At 34.5% G+C, this 20,390-nt stretch carries 9 protein-coding genes; 4 read left to right on the top strand and 5 right to left on the bottom strand.

Going from position 1 to position 20,390, the window contains the following annotated elements:
• Positions 1 to 501 precede the first annotated feature (501 nt).
• The 4 genes from F6K06_RS08525 to F6K06_RS08510 all read right to left on the bottom strand — a co-directional run bounded on the left by F6K06_RS08525 (position 502) and on the right by F6K06_RS08510 (position 8,793).
• Entirely contained in the window at positions 502 to 2,682 is a 2,181-nt protein-coding gene (locus F6K06_RS08525) for a biotin/lipoyl-binding protein (protein ID WP_124154869.1), read from the bottom strand.
• Positions 2,683 to 3,465: 783 nt separating this feature from the next.
• Complete coding sequence (locus F6K06_RS08520) at positions 3,466 to 6,468, bottom strand: peptidase domain-containing ABC transporter (protein ID WP_287241261.1); 3,003 nt, start codon at positions 6,466 to 6,468, stop codon at positions 3,466 to 3,468.
• Between the two features lie 584 nt (positions 6,469 to 7,052).
• The gene (locus tag F6K06_RS08515) at positions 7,053 to 7,799 is read right to left on the bottom strand and encodes a peptidylprolyl isomerase (protein WP_287241260.1); all 747 of its coding nucleotides are present in this window, start codon (positions 7,797 to 7,799) and stop codon (positions 7,053 to 7,055) included.
• A gap of 802 nt (positions 7,800 to 8,601) precedes the next feature.
• Positions 8,602 to 8,793, bottom strand: coding sequence for a hypothetical protein (locus tag F6K06_RS08510; RefSeq protein ID WP_287241259.1), 192 nt, complete (start codon positions 8,791 to 8,793; stop codon positions 8,602 to 8,604).
• A 259-nt stretch (positions 8,794 to 9,052) separates the two neighbouring features.
• Between F6K06_RS08510 and F6K06_RS08505 the strand changes: the two genes are divergently transcribed.
• From F6K06_RS08505 to F6K06_RS08490, 4 genes are all read left to right on the top strand, one after another.
• Positions 9,053 to 9,649 carry a dynamin family protein gene (locus tag F6K06_RS08505; RefSeq protein ID WP_124146456.1) on the top strand — a complete coding sequence of 199 codons (597 nt, stop codon included), beginning with the start codon at positions 9,053 to 9,055 and terminating at the stop codon, positions 9,647 to 9,649.
• 9 nt (positions 9,650 to 9,658) lie between these two features.
• A complete protein-coding gene (locus F6K06_RS08500; RefSeq protein ID WP_353734830.1) occupies positions 9,659 to 11,143 on the top strand; it encodes a hypothetical protein in 1,485 nt (494 codons plus the stop codon).
• 1,149 nt (positions 11,144 to 12,292) lie between these two features.
• Complete coding sequence (locus F6K06_RS08495; RefSeq protein WP_287241256.1) at positions 12,293 to 12,859, top strand: hypothetical protein; 567 nt, start codon at positions 12,293 to 12,295, stop codon at positions 12,857 to 12,859.
• Between the two features lie 57 nt (positions 12,860 to 12,916).
• Positions 12,917 to 13,039 carry a hypothetical protein gene (locus F6K06_RS08490; protein ID WP_287308776.1) on the top strand — a complete coding sequence of 41 codons (123 nt, stop codon included), beginning with the start codon at positions 12,917 to 12,919 and terminating at the stop codon, positions 13,037 to 13,039.
• A 1,422-nt stretch (positions 13,040 to 14,461) separates the two neighbouring features.
• Here F6K06_RS08490 and F6K06_RS08485 read toward each other — a convergent pair.
• Entirely contained in the window at positions 14,462 to 19,099 is a 4,638-nt protein-coding gene (locus tag F6K06_RS08485) for a glycosyltransferase (protein WP_287323214.1), read from the bottom strand.
• Positions 19,100 to 20,390: the final 1,291 nt, after the last annotated feature.

Here is a 20,390-nt window from a genome sequence, read left to right as displayed (position 1 = left end):
CAATCTACTTTTAACATTATTAGAAAATTGGTAGATAGCTTTTTTTGGAAATATTACCTTAAAGCGAAGTTGAAAGTCCTGTTTCTTTAGAGCTATGCAGCAATAGAGATGAATAAAATTTTTATTTCTGATTTGCGAAAAGCTTGCCTCTGAATTTTCTAGGCAAAAGCTCCTATTGCGTATGTAGCAATAGAGATGAATAAAATTTCTATTTTGAATTTGCGAAAAGTTGGCTTCTGGATTTTGTCGGTAAAAACTCCTATTGCGATATCCGCAATAAAAGAGAAATGAGCCTAAATTCCTATTGCGTATGTAGCAATAGAGATGAATAAGATTCAGTAGTCAGGAGTCAAAAGAAAGAAAGAATTTAAACTATATTCTGAATTCTCATAAAAGCCGATCAATACTCCTGCCTCCTCTACAATTCCCATTTCTCCTAACTCGTACTCTTAACTAGCTGACTGCGAATTTAGCTAATTCAGAATTTATAATTCTGAAATTCTAATTAACATTAGTCAAACTCTTAAACTTGCCAGTAAAGCGGTTAAAGAACAACTCTAAAACTGTCCGTTTACCAACATTAATATTCGAGTTAATTGCCATACCATTCTGCAAACCAATTTCCAAATCATTTTCATTATCCAAAACAAATGTTTGCCGTTCTAAATCAATTGTAGTTTCAAAAGAAAAATAAGGTCTTCCTGCTTCTTGGTCTGGTGGAATAGCATCATCACTAATAGAAATAACCTCCCCAGTTACTGTACCAAATTCATTAGCTGGTAAAGCTTCAACTTGTACTTCTACAGGTACACATTCCACATCACTTAAACCTAATTTTTCTCGGTTTTCTTTCAGCTCCGGACAAGCACATTTTTTACCCGGTTCGCATTCAATAACTTCTCCACCAGCTAATTCTTGGTCGTGATAAGGTTCTAATTTTTTCCGTTTATCATTTAAAGCTTTTAATACCAAAGCAATATCTTTATTCTGAATATAAACTACCGCCTCTAAACCTTCATCATCATCCAATACTGTCAGTAACGGTTGAGTTTGTTGTGCCTCATAAGACGCATCTTCACATCTTTCTGGTTTAATATCCCCAGGTTTCAAGACATCATTAATTACATATTGACAAATAGGGTCAGTTTTTAGATCTAGAGAAGACTCTTCTTTACTAACAGGTTTTAAATCAAAAATTACTCCAGAAACTGGTGCTTTTAAAACTTGATTATCGCGAGTTTCTTCTAACTTTTCAATCTGAGCACTAACTTCAGTTAGTCTCTTATTGTTGTCTAGTTGTAAGCGAGTAAATTGAGAATCTATTCGAGCAATTTCCCTTCCTTCATTTTCAGCAATTCTGGCATAAAGTTCCCTTGCCCAACCATCTCTAGTATTTTTTAACTGTTCTTTAGTTCTATTAATAGCCACATTTAAACGCTGTTGTTCTAACCTAGCGCGTTGTATTTCTGCTTGACGAGCTTTGACTTCTCCCTCTCTAGCATTAATATCTGATAGGCGAGAATTTATTTCTCCTTCACGAGTATTTATTTCTCCTTCCAATATATTAATATCAGACCTGCGAGAATTTATTTCCCCTTCTCTAGCATTAATGTCTGATAGGCGAGAATTTACTTCTCCCAATCTAGTATTTATTTCTCCTGCTCTTGCTTGAATTTGGTCTTGTTGCCTTAAAAGCTCACTTTCTCCTCGGAAAACTTCTTGTTCCTGACGTTTTTTTTGTAGTTCAGCGATCGCTCCTTCTTCTACTAAAGGAGATATTTGTCCTAAAATTTCTTGGTTAGATCCTAATACTTGTTCTGACTTACTTAACTGTCCTTTAGCCAGGTTTAATTGCTCTTGAGAATATTGTAGTTGTTCCTGAGTATTTTTCAGTTGTTCGTTAGCAAACTTCAGTTGTTTCTCTGTATTATTTAATTGTTCGTAAGCATAAGTTAGCTGTTGCTTACTATTATTTAATTGTTGTTTGGCAAACTGTAATTGTTGTTTGGCATATTGCAATTGGTCTTGAGCTACTCTTAATTGTTCTCTAGCTGCTTCTTCATCTTCTTCTGCTTGTTGAAGTTGTTTTTCTAGCTCTGTAATTTGCAATTCTACAGCAGCTACACGAGAATTATATTCAGCTTTGTAGTTTACATATAATCCTTGCAAACTAGAGTCAACATTAACAAAACCACCTCTATTTAGATAAAGCTCATTAATCAGAGCGCGGTATGTTTGATTTTCTGATATTCTAGTTTGTCGCTCTTGAGCTAATTTTTGTAAATCTGGAGGTAAAGCTGTAGGAACTTGACCATTGAGTACCTCTTTATAAAACTGATTTTCTCTTTTTAGGGTGTCTCTTAATTCTTTAGCAGAACCTAAATCTGCACTAGGAGCAGTAGGACTAAAAGTTAGTAATGGTTGATTTTTTTCCACGCGATCGCCATTTTCTACATGAAGTCTAACTACATTGCCACTGGTAGGAGCTTGGACATCTATGGAACCATCTTTAAGTTCTAATTGTCCTGTAGCTGGTACTGCTTGGTCTATCTCCGCAAAGTAAGCCCAAATTATTGCTGAACTGGTAATTAACATAATCATCCATAGAAATAGCCTAGATAATATGGCTGGTTTTTCTAGAATGACTGGTTGTTCGTTTAATGATGTAGATTGAGTATTCATTTTGTTCTTAATTTTTTAGTAGGGAGTAGGCAGTAGGCAGTAGGCAGTAGGAAAGAATCAGGGAAAATGGAAGTTATAGAGAAGGTGGTCATTAATTAGGGAGTAGGGAGTAGGGAGTAGGGAGTCAGAATAAATGGCTTCAATATCATTTTTTAGGTCGTATAGCAGAAGGCAGAAAGAAAAATCTAGCCTTGTCTGAATTTTAAGCTTTTGATATGTCCGTGCCATTTGCTTCGACTGATATATTAACTATTCTTACTAATTATTTATCATTTTTTCCAGATTTTTTTTCCTCCTATTTACTTTTGATAATTGAGAATAATTGCTCAATTTTCTTTAATTTTTGATTTAAAAATTGTTGTCAAATTTCCTTCCTCCTTCATTCTCCTGCCATAATTATTGTTTAATTTAATTCTTACTTCCGATTATTTCCAGATTTTTATTCCTCCTTTCTTAACTTTGAGTAATTTGGGTAATTAAGCAATTATTTTCAAGTTTTCTTCCTTAAATAATTCTTGTTACCAAAATAACTTCTGAATTCTGACTCCTAACTTTTGACTTCACTTTTAAGTTTTTACTTTTTAACTCCTAACTTTTGATTTCACTTTTGACTTTTAACTTTTGACTTTTTAACTCCTAACTTTTGATTTTTGACTTTTAATTTTTTAATTCCTAACTTTTAACTTTTAACTTTTTGACTCCTAACTTTTAATTTTACTTTTGACTTTTAACTTTTGAATTTTGACTTCCCTTCTGTCTCCTGTCTCCTATCTCCTTCCCCAATTATTGTTGAGATTCTTGTTGTTGATAGAGACAGAAATAACGACCTTTAACCGCCATTAATTCACCATGAGTTCCCTGTTCCACCACCGAACCTTTATCCATCATAATAATAGTATTAGCATTTTTCACTGTTGTTAAACGGTGAGTAATAAAGAACACCGTTGTATCAGCAAAAGCTTCAGCCAAATTCTCACAAACTTGACGTTCCGAACTGTAATCTAATGCGCTAGTTGCCTCATCTAAAATCAACAATCTCGGATTTTGTAAAACCGTCCTAGCAATAGCAATTCTTTGCCTTTGCCCCCCTGATAAAGAAGCACCTCTTTCACCTACCATAGTGTTATAACCACTAGGTAAATTCATAATAAAATCATGAGCAACTGCTACTTTAGCCGCCCTCACAATTTCATCAGTAGTAGCATCTGGATTTGTCAAAGCAATATTATCTTGAACCGTACCATTAAACAGGAGAGTATCCTGCAAAACCACTCCAATTTGACGACGTAAAGAATATAATTCTACTTTTTGAATATCATATCCATCAATAAAAATTCGACCAGAAAGAGGTGGATATAAACGCTGCAATAACTTCATCAACGTACTCTTTCCAGAACCACTCAAACCAACAATTCCCACAAAATAACCAGCAGGAAATTCCAAATTTACATTAGCCAACTGTAAAGGTCCGCTTTGAGTAAATCGGAAAGAAATCTCCTCAAATTTAACACCCCCACTCATCGGCGGCATATCAATATTATTCCGGTCCTCCTCATCTACTTCAGCCTCCGTATCCAAAACATCTCGAAGTCGTTCAATAGACATTCCCACCTCTTGGAAACTCTGCCAAACACTCACAAAACGGAGCAACGAACCTGTCACATTACCAGCAATAATTCGGAAAGCAATTAATCCCCCCACTGACAACTGACCATCAATTACCAAATAAGCACCAACCCATAAAAGTGCCAGTCCGGAAAGTTTATTTAAAAAAGTACTAATAGAACTAGAAGTAGTCTGAGTCAAAACAGTATTAAAACTAGCAGTCATAAACTTCGCATAACGCGCCGACCATTCCCAACGAGACCGAAGTTCCAAATTCTGAGCTTTAACAGTTTGAACACCATTTAAAACCTCTACTAAATAAGATTGAGAATCAGCATAACGTTCCGCCTTTTTCCTTAGAAGTCTTCTTACAATTGGCGAATTAATAACAATAATTCCAGTAAAGAAAGGCACCCCTGCCAAAGCTACCGCCGTCATTAACGGGTTAAGAGCCAACATCACAGCAATATAAATTACTGAAAATACCGAATCCAAAACCACAGTTAAAGCTGTACCTGTCAGGAAATTCCTAATATTAGCCAATTCTCCAATCCTACCCGTCAAATCACCCACCCGACGATTATCAAAATAGTTGAGTGGGAGACGGAGTAAATGGTCAATAACCTCAGAGCTAAGTTTGACATCTATACGGTTAGTAGTATCCACAAACAAGAAAGTTCGTAAACCCCCCAACAAAGCTTCAAATAGAGCCACCAATAACATCAAGATACCCAGAACATCCAAAGCCTCAATATTACGTTGCCCCATCACCTTATCGATAATAATCATGGTCATCAGGGGGTTGACCAAACCAAATACCTGTACAAAAAATGAGGAAATCAACACCTCAATAAAAACTGTCCGATGCTCCATCAAAGAAGGAAGAAACCACCAAAAACTAAACTTTTCCTTCTGTTCTGATTTTGGAGCTTGGAGTAATAGAACTTGTCCAGACTCTCCCCAGATTTCCGCAAACTGGCCTGGTTTGAGACGAGTTAATCCGAATTCTGGACTACCAACAACAATCTCTTGTTCTGTAATGCTGTAAAGTACGGCAAAATGGTCCTGCCATTGAATTAAAGCTGGTGCCTTCAGACGATTAACTGCTGCTGCCGGAACCTGTACCAGTTGACCAGTTAATCCCATCATCTGAGCGATCGCTCCACAAGCTTGCAGAGACACCCTACCTGCAGTCCGAATCTGATTGTCCAATACCCGGCGAATCACATCTCGGCGAAACTTCAGCTTCAGATGTTTAGCCAGCATCTGAAAACAAGCCAAAGCAGCAGGTACTTCTCCCTTACCCCGGAAAATTGGATATTTTATAGATTGAGTATCTTGAGCAACAGTTGGTTCTGGTGGACGTGCTGGTGCTTGGGGGACTACAGATACATCTAAAGGCACAAGCTCAGTGTTTTGTGCCCCATTTTCGACGGTGGTATCTTCAAGTTCGCCTCGCTCTTTTTGTTCTGGGAATCCTAAAATTCTTGCTCCTCTGGGTCCCTCAATTTTTAAAGACCTACCCACTCCATCTAAAACCACTGGACTACCCGGAGCAAAATCTCCTACTACCCCACTACTGATTAGCCAGATTTTTTCCGATTCTAAGATAGATTCTAGTTCCTTAGTCTTTACATCTCCTTTTGGTAGGTTGACTACCACAGTTTTTTCGACAACATTTCTAGCAAGTTCTTTCAAGTTCCCACTAACTTCAGCCCTTCTAGCAAATTCTTGACTGAGTAGTTCAAATACTTCACTCACTGCTGGACGTTCTAAAAAGGCTGCCCCAAATTCTGGCTCTGCTTCTAATATTGCCAAGAAGTCTGCGGCGGGTAAAGTCACGGCAATTAAATCTGTGGAAGCGAGTGCTGTTTCACAAGGTGTCCCTCGTAACAACCCAGCCCAACCAAGGATTTCTCCTGGCCAGGCCAACTGTAAACTGGCATGACGTTGCGATCGCTGGTCGTAACCTAATATTCGTGCCTGACCTTGATAGATAATTGCTATCTGGGTGGGCATTTTTTCTCTTTCAAATAGTGGTTGGCCACTACGGTAACCAAGAAGTTGACACTTTCCCACTAATTGAGTTTTCAGTGCATTTTCTGAAAGTAGATTAAATGGTGGTTTGTCTGCCAGAAATTCTTGTACTTGGGATCTTGATATTGTTGAGGAAGTAGCCATCGAGTCTATAAATTTATTTCACTCTAGTTGGGCAATACCGAAATAATTTAAATCGGGTGGTAGATCGTAGGTTGTAGGTCGTAGTGAACTAACACAGCTAAAACTGTGCAATAGATTTTTATTTCTGGGGTTGCACATTATGGAATGATATTGCCAAAAATTAGTTTAGATTTTGACTAAAAATAACCATTAATTAATCATTCTAGCAATTGATTAATCCACAATCCAATTCAATCAAAAATCTCAAATCATTCGTCGCTGTGCAACGTCTAATTTTGTAGCAATGAGTAATTATCATAATTTTTCTACTACTCTTTATTGCTTGATTTAAACACCAATCGACACTTGTTTAATTTACTGTGGGCAATTCACCTCCCGTTAAATCGGAGATTATAACGGGAGACCCCTTGCCAAATCTAGTTGGGTTAAAATCCTCTCATCAACCAGTTTTCCTTGGAAGAGTAGGTTATTGGTTATTCACCTAAGAAATAATTGTTAATTGTTAATTATTGAAACCTACTACCTAACACTTTTCTTGTATGTTATTTACCTAGCACCTCACAACACACTACCTAAAACCTTCTTCAAACTTTTACGTCTGAACGTAGTGGCTTGAGGGTACCAATTTTTCCTATTTGTTCTCTGATCCAATTTTCAAATAGTTCATCTATTAGAGCGCGACGCATTGAGTCATCAAGCTGTGCAGGGATAAATTTTTCTAATCTAATAATTACTGTCCATTCCGTCAATGGACGTGGTGCCCAGATTTGACCTGGTTTACTTACTGATAAAATTTTGCCTATAGCAGGGTGTGGTTGACTCAGAGGCACTGGCCCTAATAATCCTCCCGAGCGCCCTTCTGGACCTTCAGAGTGTTGACGAGCTGCATCCGCAAAGGTTTGTTCTTCTTCTACTATGCGAAAATACAGTTCGTGGGCTAGACCAGAATTTTTTGTCCTAATCAGAGAGTATACTACCTGGTCTAAACTGCTCTTACGAGTCAGAAAATATCTTTCTACTTGATTACTCCAAGTTTCTTGTTTAAATTTTTCTAGTAATATTGGCCTAATTGCCATTTCTACCAATTGTTCTTGGGTCATGTCTTGGTTTTTGAGCCATGCTTGTTTGGTTTCGGGGGTATTTAACTGATATTGGTTCTCAAATTTTTCTACCGCTGTAGTTTTTTGTGCTTCTGTGCAAGTCAAGTTAGCGATCGCTTGGTCAATTATCACTCCTCGTAAAAAATGAGGCATTAACTGATAACGTTTTAATAACGATGGGATATCTTGAGCTTGCAATAATTTATCGCCGATTTGAAACAGTCCTGTCATTTTTCATATCTCCAACTGACTTGCACTATCCCTTTTAATTTAGTCTTCTGTTAAAAGTAGTGGCAGATTAAGTTACCATATTATTATTATTTCTTTATATTGATTCGTCTTTAATTTAAAAATACAAAGAAATAGGTGATTTTGCCCTGTGACGCATTGTCCTTTGGAGCTGTTCCCCTGTTATTGGTATCTACACTAAAGTCATAGGACTACGAATATGGGTCAAAATATATGCTTATTAATCCATGGTTTCACCAACTGCTTTTAACTTGGGTATAATTCGGATGAATATGCTAGTCAAAATATTTATATTATACTTTACTTCATAATAACATCATTATTATTACTACTGTCTACAATAGCTATAGTTAAATAATGATTATATAGTTAGATAGTTAAGACTATAGTAATCTTTTTCTCCTGCATTTTAAATTTTTATTGTGCTTTATAAATCTAGGTTTTACTGGTTTTTTTATTTATTGCATTGGCTATTTACCTCTTCTGTATTAGCATCATTATAACCCCAATTTTTAGGATCGAAAATACCATTTAATTCAGGCTTTTGTAGAATTAAATTCTGTTTAATTTAGATTATTTAAAATTTGACTTGATTTGCAGTCTTAATCTCAACTTTATTTGCTAACCAGAACTGAAATTATTACAATCCTTTTATACATTGTTTAGTAACAAGAACAAGAGAGTTAATTTTTGGGTGGTGGTGCATTTTTATTATTTTTGTGACGACGAGAACAGTGGGAGCATCTTGCTCCCATGCCACGCATTCCTTATTTCCTGTATACCATTACGACTGTAGGACTACCAATTTTTGTTGTCTTATATAAGATATAAAAAATTGTGCAAATATACGAATCTCCCCATCTCCCCATCTCCCTATTCCCTGACTTCTGCAATTAGAGGCCATCTTTTGCCTAATTTGGTTGCCATAATTCCAGTGTAAGTCTGAGCTAGTTGCTAATGCTAAACTGAGGTTCATATATTCTTTCTCAGTATGAGTGATTAATTCCGGTAATTCTAGTTATCTAAATATACATATGAATCATTCCCGATCGCTATAGAGGGAATAAGGAATAGGAAAAAATTTGCACTCAAATTTAATTAATTTTACCTAGATGCGATGCCTCTTTTTAGACTTCCTATACTTACGAGAAAAAGTCGATCTAGCAGTATTTTTTGAAATTGGTATAATGGCAAAAGAATAAAAAATTTACATCACTAATATCTAGGAGGCTAAAATGAACAATAGTGCATTTAATTTAGCTAGGGAAAAAAGTGAAAAAATTACTTCTTCTTTAAGAGATATTTCTGTTCTGATGGGAGAAAGAAATGAAAAGTCTGTAACTTTAGAAACTGGTGTAACTATAATACCGGCTTTGGGTTGCTCTGGAGATGCTAATATTTTAGTTCAAAGGGCTAATGAAATTGAACAAGGAATTTTTAATGTGCTTGTTCTTGGCGAGTTTAAGAATGGTAAAAGTACTCTGCTGAATGCCATGTTAGGGGAAGAAGTATTGCCATCAGATTTTCTTCCTTGTACCGCAATTATTACAAAGATAGTTTATGGAAATAGTGATGAGGTAGCTATATATAATTCTGGTCAAAATTATCCTGATATTTTCAGCATGAAAGACTTCAACGAGTATTTTAAACTTAAAGATGAGGATGAGGAAAATATAGCTCAGGCAGGTTATGTTGAGAGATTTAGTAAGATTGAATATGCTCAAATAGAACGTCATAATCGTCTCTGTAATAATGGGGTAATATTAATAGATTCACCAGGGTTAAAAGAAGATGCAGCTCGAACAAAAATGGCACATAATTTTTTGAAATAGTCACAAGCTATCATATTTGTTCTGAGAGCAGATAAGCTTTTAGGTGAAGATGAAAAAGATTTTTTTGAAAGCTATTTTCAACCAGGTCAGGTCAATAATGTTTTTATTGTTGTTAGTTTTATTGACCGAGCTAAAGAACAAGGACAACAAACGGTTGATAAGGTAAAAAGAAGAACAAAAAATTTCTTTGAAGATTATTATATAGATCGAGAAGGTGATTTTGATAGAGATTTTTATAACCGTCGAGTTTTCTTTGTTAATGCTTTAGGAGCGCTAGAGGTACGCAGAGGAATAGCAGATAAAGCTATTTTAAATTCATCTGGAGTTCTTGAGTTGGAGGAAGAGTTAGAAAAGTTCCTAGCAAGTCCGGAAAAGGTTACAGCTACTTTTGACTCAACTGTAGAATTATTAAGTTTAATTGTTTCTAATTCTCACGAACAAATTAATCAAGAAAAGCTCACTCTAGACCAACCTCTTAACGAGTTAGAAGAGCGACGCAAGCAAACAGAGGAACAACTACTGGAATTAGAAAAGGATAAAAGGGATATTGAAAAAACTATCTTTTTTTACCGTGACAAGATTAAGGAAAAACTCCTGGATGATTTAATTGGATATACTCAAGAAATTAAAGAAACTTGGCAACAAGACTCCCGTAAATTAATAGATATTAAGCCACTTTCTAACATCAAAGATATTCTTTTAAGTGTGCTTAGTGAAAAATCAAAAACTAAAATAAGAAACCATATTAAAGAAGCTTGTACACCGTACATAGAATCTAAGCTGAAACAGTGGGAAACACGAATCCCAATTTTAATTGAGGAAGACATACATGAAATGCAAAAAAAACTAGATAATCAATTATCTGATTTTCAACTTAAAGTCGATAAAATTAAAAGATTGTTTACCTTTGGAAAAGCAGAAGAAGCTTTTATTCCGGAAAAGAAAAAAGCTCAGAAAATTATTCAAGCTATACTGGGTGGACTCACTCTTGATGTTAGTCAAGTTACAGGTGCTTTAATGAGTAAGGGAGACTGGTTAAGTTTTCTTGGCAGACGTCTTCAGGAAATAGTTCTATTAATTCTTGTGGTTGATGTGTTGGCTATTTATAATCCTCTGGCAATATTGTTCATTGCCTTATTTGCTGAAGGGGTTTTTATCAAACTTCAAAAAGATGCTTTTAAAAGAGAAATACTAAAAAAACTTGGGGAAAAAATTCCGGAAAGTATGCGGGAAGTAGTGTTTGAAAAACGAAATGAATTTTATCAAGCTATTGAGGAAGAGTTTGAAATATTAGCTTCAAAACTTACAAATAATCTACAAGAGCAAATAGATGGAATTCACGAACAACAAGAGCAAATTATCAAGCGCAAGCAAGAAGGAAGCAATAGCATAAATTTAGAAAAGTCTCGTTTAGATTTAGTGGGAGAAGAGTTAATCAAACTTTTTAATGAAGTTAGTGTAGTTACTTATGGCAAGCATTTTACCCCTGAATAAATTCAAGAAATGTCTGTTCAAAGAAAGAACATTTTCATGGCTAATTAGTAAGGAAAAAGAAGCTGTACACAATGGATTTTATTTGATTAATTTGTCTGCTAAAACAGATATTTATTGAAATCAAAGAATATTTTTATGGCTAATCAATCAGGAAAAAAAAGCTGCATACAATGGATTTGATTTGGGAATTTTTCTCCTCAAACAGCTCGTTATTCAAAGAAAAGTGGAGGTATGAAAATGATTTGGAAATCAGATTTTGCTAATGAAGTGGTAAACTTTTATGGAGATTAAAGTGGGGTTTTAGATTGAGTGGGAGAAGAGTTAATCAAAATTTTTAATCAAGTTAGTGTAGTTACTTCTGGCAAACATTTTACTCCTGAATAAATTCAAGAAATGTCTGCTAAAAGAAAGAACATTTTAATCAGTAGTGACTAACAAAAAAACTGAACAGAATAGATGTTATTTATTATATAATCGGCATTCAGTTATTAGCAGTAAACTTTATCTTACGGAATGTTGCGATCGCCAACAATAAAAATGAATATAGATTGTCAAGATTAGCTGATATTTTTGCTTTTAATGTAACTTTTAATTCTTGCTCAATCTCTCAATACTAATTCATTTTTCAAATAGAATAAATAAATAAATTAGAGCTTGCTAATTAACTTGCAAAGCTTTTATACCAAGCGTGAAAAAAGAATGTTACGAATAATAAGTGCGATAAAAAGATTTTGCAGGAAATGTCCCTTTGACGAAAAAGAGAATTTACGACCTAAAAACTGGTATTTAAGCAATTAATTCTGACTCCTGACTCCTGACTCCTGACTCCTGACTCCTAAGAAATACCCTAACTATTTGTAGCAAACATTTATCAAATTGGTATTATATGTAAATATTTGAGCATTTTTAGAGTTAAAAAATATCTAAGGTTTTTGATATAGGGAGCTAAAAAAATCAGGGTTTTGAGTAGATAAGGATAGAAAAATAAAGGGATACTTCTTCCTGCTAACTCCTCTAAATTATGAATTATGAATTCTACCCTCAACCATAAGACTTTTTCAGTAAACCCTAAATTAGCTGACGGTTGAATGCTTGCTTTATATGTATCCTCAAACAGATAATTATTTAAATAAAAGCGGAGGTATTAAAATGAATTGGGAATCAGAATTTACTTCTCAGTGGCAAACTTTTATGGATATTTTGGAAACTAATATTCGTCGCCAAGTTAAAAGTAATGGTAGTTTAAATTCTGCTTTTGTTAATACTGTGATTAAAAATGAAGTAGAAAAATGGTCAAACAGTAATCACTTTAATGGTGCTTGGTTACGAAAATTAAACCGCGAAAAGCCTTCTCTTTATGAGCAGTTTCGCACTACCTTAGATACATTACACTCAAGCAGTTGTATATCTTTTAATAACCCTTCAATTGTCTTATCTGTTATGGGAGGAATAGGGATATGTGTAATTCTAATAATTTTTGGGTTTCTCCACTTGCTAGTACAATTAGGATTCATTTCGTTACTGTTGAAACAAGAAGTTTTAACCACTGCTTTAGCTTCTATAATTATCTTGCCTATTCTCAAGAATATAGAAACTAAAGAAAGAGAAAATCAGCTTAATCAATTAATTGATAATCTTCAACAAGATTTGAATTTTACTGGTGAAAAATTAAGAGAAATTGCGGCTAAAGCTGAAGAAAAGTTGTATAGCAGATGACCGAGCTTGACTATAATCAGAATCAGTCATGAGAGATTGATTTGGTAATTTAATTTTTTGGTCGTCTTATACCAAATTGATAAATGTTTGCTACAAATAGCTAGGGTATTTCTTAGGAGTCAGGAGTCAGGTGTCAGGAGTCGTATGGGAATGGCTTTCATACCATTTTTTAGGGCGTAAATTATCTTTTTCTCTTGGTGCGCTACCAGGTGCGACTGGCGTCGTCGCGGGGTCGCACCGCTTTGTCAAAGGGACATCTCCTGTAAAGTTTTTTTTATCCCTTTACCTCGTAACATTCTTTTTTAAAATTGGTCTTAAGCACAGATATTATTTACAGATTTAGATGGATTTTTTGGTAGTCCTGTAGATTTAGCTATCTTCATAAAAAAGAAGCTCCTTTCACCTTAAGCATTTAGCTCTTAGCAGTCAGCACTTCCCTGCGGGATGCACTCGCATTCAGCGAATAATGAATAATTCTTTATAAGCTTAAAAGTTGCGTAATTTGATAGTAAGTTTTAACTCTATCCAAATTTATATCCGGTAGCATCGGTATAATTAGATAGTTAATGTAGGAGTCAGGAGTCAGGAGTCAGGAGTCAGGAGTCAGGAGTCAGGAGTCAGGAGGGAAGAGAATGCGCGAAAGATTTGTACATTTGCGCGCTCGGATGAAAAATTTTTTATACCGAACCCGAGCGGATTTGATATTACTTCCTCTAATCATCAATAGCTGATAGCTAATAGCTGACCACTGTTAGCTCCGCATTCCGCAGGAAATGCTTACCTTTCACTGATAAGGAGCTTAACTGCAAAAATCACTACTTGTACACCACTAGGGATTTTTCAAAGGTTTTCTAGAAAGATAAATATACATACAACAGATTCCAGTTATATGAAGTACAGATATTAACAATTAAACGTTCCCAGTGCGGGTATCTTGTCCGCGACGGGTGTACTTCACCAAGGTGGAATCCGCTGTATATCTATTTTTGACAAAAATAGCCCAGAATATCATTTGTTATTGAAAAATAATATAACACTATTTCAAAGTTATGTCTATCTAAATTTTCGAGGATTGAAATAACAGTAAAAGTATCCTGTTGAAGGCTTAATCTATAGAGTAATATTCCCAGAGGAATATTAGAGCGATCGCCTGTTTTTGTATAAGCATTTCCTAGGTCATGCTGCGCAAACAGCGGTCAGCTATTAACTATTAATTCATTGCTTTTATAGCAGGAATTAGTATTGAGGGATTTAAAGAGAATTCAAAGTATTGGAAAAAAACTCACCTTGACCTTAGCAATGTATATTCATTATTGATGAAACAGCTAAAAACTGACTGTGAGCTAGCTTAATGCTTATGTTTTTGCGGGAAAGGAATAATCAAGTTGATACCCATTAAACTCTAAAAAAATTCCCTCACTTCCAAAACATTTTGCCAAATATAGCAATATGATTTTAGTTGTCAGATATTGGAGACTTTTGTTCTAGGGAATAGGGAATAGGGAATAGGGAATAGGGAATAGGGAATAGGGAAGAAACGAATACATAAGAATCAGAAAACTGCTATATTCTATGCTTTAAAGGAAACCTCAATTCTCACATCTAATTCCTGATTGTTATATTCGGAAGTGAAAAATCACAACAAGACAAAACTGTTAAATCAAGATCGTCGGCAAGAAAAGCAGCAATACTTTGTCTAACTGCGGAGTTACTATTACTACAAACATTCCCTTTCAAATACACAATTAAATCTTTGACATACTCACAATATTTTTCCAATTCTCCAACTTCCTGAAAATTTAGAGGTCTAGCAAATAGAAAATTCAGAAAATCAGTAAAAATCCATTTTGGCAAAACAGCTTTACGGTAATTTATTGGTAACTGAAAAGCAAAGCGATAAAGCAGAAATACTAAAATATTTTGCCAGAGATTTTTTGCGGAAAAATTGTTCTGTAAATTAGCAACAAAATCTTGTTCAGAAGCAGTTAAAACTTCATTTTTTATCCCACTATTGAACAGCAGTTTATAAATTTCACCTATTTCAGCTTGATAAAAATATTTCAACTGTTCATTTGATAAACCTAACAATTTTTCAGCGAGTTGACGGCGTAATCTACGAAGATTATTTAAAACCGACTCATCAACAGGAAAGCGATGATATTGTTCCACCAAACTTGACAGTTGAGAAAAGTCTTTTTTGAGCAAAAATCCTAATTTTTGTCTGACAGTTTCTTTCACCTCTGTAGCTAAAAAACTATAAACAGGATTCTCCAATATTTTCTGATAGAACCTTTGATAATCTTGATGATTTTTCCCAGAAGTAAGATTAACTTGAGTTTGTTGGCGGGGATGAATACGAAGTTGAGATAAAGGCTTATCCACAAATCCAATTTTATAATTTCCCATAATCCTGAACCACATATCTATATCTAATACTTGAGTCAAACTAGAATCAAAAAGTCCGATTTTTTCAAAGACAGTTTTAGGAATTAATACTGTCGTTGGTTCCCCAATTTTATTCAGACGATATTTCATTAAATTAGGGTCTAATAATAAATCTTTTCCTGACTGAATAGTTTTCAAATTTGACCAATCCTTGTGTAAATCTTGAGTACCACGATAAGCAGCTACACAAGTAGAATTATTTTCTGCACCAGGTTCTAAAATTACGCGACGGCGAGAAAATACTAAACCTATTTCCGAATCTTCTTCTGCTATTTTGACAAATTCTTCAATACAGCTTTTTTCGAGCAAGTCATCCTGAAATAAGAATTTAATATATTTGCCTCTTGCTTGGGAAATACAGAAGTTTAAATTTCCCACTAAGCCATAATTTTGATGACAAATAATCCGAAATTCTATTTGTGGATTTTCCAATTGTAATGTTTTGGCTATTTCGAGGGTTTTGTCGGTGGAATTATCATCAGAAATTATGATTTCTAGGTTAGAGTAAGTTTGGGAAAGGGCACTATTAATTGCAGCTCTGATAAAATTTTCTCCGTTGTAAGTAGGGATGCAAATACTAACAAGTGGAAATTTATTACTTGGAGAAGACTGAGATAATTTTGTGGCTGGAATATTAGTAAAATTTTCCGTGACTTGAGCAATATATTCGAGGCGAGTCTTGATTTTTTTACCCATAATTTCAGGGCTAAGTAATGACTTAATATCTTCAGCAGCTTTTAATCCAATTTTTTTGGCTTGGTCAGAATTATTAAACACATATTTCATCAAATTGGCGCAATGTTCAATGTTAGGATTTGCCCAAATATCCCCTTGTTTATATGGTCCGTAATTATCAGCGATCGCTACTTTTTCATATTCGACTAAAAAGCTATTTCCTACATTCATAAATTCAGTATTTGATGAATAGCCTGTGGCAATAACTGGTTTGCCATAAAACATTGCTTCTGCCATTGTTAAACCAAAGCCTTCGGCGCGATGTAGAGATACATAACAATTGCAATGGTAAAGCAAGGCATTGATTTTTTCTTTGGATAAATATCCATCTATATGTTTAATATTTGGGGAGTCTCCGATACTATTTATTAGCCGTGATTTATCTCTAGGAAATTTTTGAGAATTGGAAGATTTTATCAGGAGTAAAACATCTGGGTTTGAGTTTCCGAATGCTTTTTTAAATGCGGCGATGGTGGCGAGTGGATTTTTTCGTTCGAGGCGACTAAAAAAGTCAAAGATAAATAGAAAGATAAATTTTTCTGTTGGTAAACCTAGTTCTTTTCTACTAATTTTCGGAATAGGCAGAGAAATACTTGGCATCATTTTTATTACAGGAATAGATGACACCATTGAGATAGATTCGGCACAATAATTACTGTAAGTCCAAATCTCGTGAAATGGCGTAAATGCTGTTATCCATTCTGGAGGAAATTTCGGAAGTTCCCATGCCCAAAAACCGATGTTATATTTGTTGGTGAAATATTGTTTGAGAGTTGGTTTTTTGAGAAAGGTTTTGACTTCGTTGGCGTTGACTTGAAATAGGTTGATTGGATGTGGATTTTCTTGGGTAAATTTTTGGTAGGTTTGGTCGGAGTTTCTATGGGGAGTGCTGATAATGTTGTTGATAACAAAGGGAATGTTTGTGGTTTCTACTGCCCGAAGTGTTGCTCTTACTCCTTCTCCTATTCCTAATTCTCCTTTGACAAAACCTGCAATATTAATTCCCAATTTTTGAGGAGTTGTTGGAGTTGATAAAAGTTCGTTTATCTCTGTAAGTTTTTCTGGTTTTGGGGACATTTCTTCTTTCCTTCTCACTGCTGCTTTTTCCTGGTATAAAATTTTAGTTTTATCTGAGAGTAGTTCAGATTTTAGGGTAGATGTTGGGAGATTAAGAGAATTTAGTTCTTGATTTATTCCTCCTCCTTCTTGTTGCTGAAAAAATTCAGTTTTGTCTGAGAGTTGTTGAGATTTTGGAGTAGATGTTGTGAGATTGAAAGAATTTAGTCCTTGATTTATCTCTTCTCCTTTTCTCTGGTGTAAAAATTCAGTTTTGTCTGAGAGTTGTTGAGATGTTTGAGTAGATGTTGGGAGATTGATAGAAATTTCTTTTTTGCTTCTCACTCCTCCTTTTCCCTGGTGTAAAAATTCAGTTTTGTCTGAGAGTTGTTGAGATGTTTGAGTAGATGTTGGGAGATTGAGAGAATTTACTTGTTCCTTCTCGTCTCCTGGTTCTTGTTGCTGTAAAAATTGAGTTTTGTCTGAGAGTTGTTGAGATTTTGGGGTAGATGTTGGGATGTTGAGAGAATTTACTTCTTGATTTATCCCTTCTACTTCTTGCTGCTGAAAAAATTCAGTTTCATCCGAAAGTTCTTGAGATATTTGGGTAGATGTTGAGAGATTGATAGAAATTTCTTTTTTGCTTCTCACTCCTGGTTCTTGCTGCTGAAAAAATTCAGTTTCATCCGAAAGTTCTTGAGATTTTTGAGTAGATTTTGGGATGTTGAGGAAATTTACTTCTTGATTTACCCCTTCTACTTCTTGCTGCTGAAAAAATTCAGTTTCATCTGAAAGTTCTTGAGATTTTGGGGTAGATGTTGAGAGGTTGATAGAAATTTCTTTTTTGCTTCTCACTAGTTGTTGAGATTTTGGGGTAGATGTTGGGATGTTGAGAGAATTTACTTCTTGATTTATCCCTTCTACTTCTTGCTGCTGAAAAAATTCAGTTTCATCTGAAAGTTCTTGAGATTTTTGAGTAGATTTTGGGAGATTGAGAGAAATTTCTTCTTTCCTTTTCCCTCCTAGTTCTTGTTGCTGTAAAAATTCAGTTTTGTCTGAGATTTGTTGAGATTTTGGAGTAGATGTTGGGAGATTGAAAGAATTTACTCCTTGATTTATACCTCCTCCTTTTCCCTGGTGCAAAAATTGAGTTTCATCTGAAAGTTCTTGAGATTTTGGGGTAGATGTTGGGATGTTGAAAGAATTTACTTCTTCCTTCTTACCTCCTCCTTCTTCCTTGCCTAAAATTCTCTCGAATGTTTTGAGATAATCCCGATTTTGTCTAAGAATTTTTCGGAGATTTTCCGCATCATATTTTAAGAGTGCTTCACAAAAAGCTGGAGAGATTTTTTTCTCCGTTAATAAATGGAGTGATGAGTAGTTAGTATAAAAATTGAGGTGAAATTTCTGAGCAATAATTTGGAGAGATTTAACTGTATATATAGATATGTGTTGACCTTCATCGGTAGCGTAGTACCACCACTGATTAGGTTTAGGATTATTTGGCGGTAATATTTCTGTGCTGAAGAGAATATTTTGGGAGTAATTTAAAATTTCTCGAATATCAGAAATAGGATTAACTAAATGTTCTAGTAACTCAAAAGCAGTAACTAACTCATATTTTTGATTTGGAGTAGCTTTAAAGTTTTGGGCAAAGAGATTTTCACAGTATTTGTCTTGCCAATCAAACTTGTATTTAATATCCCGCATCAACCTAACAAATAAACCATATCCCCCACCGAAGTCGAGGAATTTTTCCTCTGAGTCAAACAGTCGATCGATAATATTCTTTGTAACTTGAGATAACATCAAATTTCTAAAGATTAAACCCTCATCACTAGAGGCGATCGCTTGAGAATAAGCTTCACTTAACCAGTAAGGATATTCTGTTTGGATAAAGTTGCAGTTTTGACATTGAAAGTAGTCGATTTTATATTTTTTGTTGAGGATATGAGCTTCAGAAAATTTTAAAGAAATAGATTCACATATTTTGCATTTCATCATCTTTTTGTATCTAGGTTTATTCATTGTCTTAATATTTATATTGGTTAAGTCTAACAGATTTGACTATCTATCTATATATAAGCGATCGCTTATCTATCTGTCTCAGTAAAAGAGGAGTTATATAGAAGAAGTTCTCATCATTTTACTTGGATGGGGGTTAGCTAATACCGTTTCACGGAAGTTATAAGTCAAAATCAAAAGCGAGGTTGATTTTCTCTAGATTACTTTCAGAGGGTAATGGATTTTTTTATCTTGGTGAGAGTTATGGTTTAAATATATATGTCATCTGACTCTTGACTGTAGAAAAAATCAAAATATCGCCAAATTTTCCCATATAATGCTCTACATATATAGATGTATAGAGAGTGCTGATAATTTGTGATTAATTTTCTTCGATAGAGCTGAATATATCTCATTCCCATTCAAATTTTTCTGCTTAAAAGCTGAGTTATCTCAGAATTTAAATGGCTGTGAGTTATTGGTTTTCTCTAGATTACTTTCTGGGGGTAATTGATTTTTTTACCTTGGTGAGAGTCATGGATTAAATGTATATATCTGACTGGTACTCTCCTAAAAATATCTGTTACTATCCCTGTTTTTGACTTGAGAAAAATTTTGCAAAATTCCAAAATATACTGCTCTACATATATATGTATAGAGAGTGCTGATAATTTGTGATTAATTTTCTTCGATAGAGCTGAATATATCTCATTCCCACTCAATTTTTTTCTGCTTAAAAGTTGAGTTATCTCAGAATTTGAATGACTGTGAGTTGTTGATTTTCTCTCGATTACTTTCTGAGGGTAATTGATTTTTTTACCTCTCGGTAAGAGTTAGGGTTTAAATATATACCTCACCTGACTCTTGACTGTAGAAAGAATCAAAATATCGCCAAATTTTCCAATATATATAGAGAGTACTTAGATTTGGTAGTTAATTTTCTTTAGTGGAGTTGAAAATATCTCATTCCTATTCAAATTTTTCTGCTTAAAAGTTGAGTTATCTCAGAATTTGAATGACTGTGAGTTGTTGATTTTCTCTCGATTACTTTCTGAGGGTAATTGATTTTTTTACCTCTCGGTAAGAGTTAGGGTTTAAATATATACCTCACCTGACTCTTGACTGTAGAAAGAATCAAAATATCGCCAAATTTTCCAATATATATAGAGAGTACTTAGATTTGGTAGTTAATTTTCTTTAGTGGAGTTGAAAATATCTCATTCCTATTCAAATTTTTCTGCTTAAAAGTTGAGTTATCTCAGAATTTGAATGACTGTGAGTTGTTGATTTT

The sequence above is a fragment of the Okeania sp. SIO1H4 genome (assembly GCF_010672695.1).
Taxonomy (GTDB): Bacteria; Cyanobacteriota; Cyanobacteriia; order Cyanobacteriales; family Microcoleaceae; genus Okeania; species Okeania hirsuta.
Note: the sequence above shows the minus strand (reverse complement) of the source record. Positions and strands in the feature narration are given on the sequence as shown.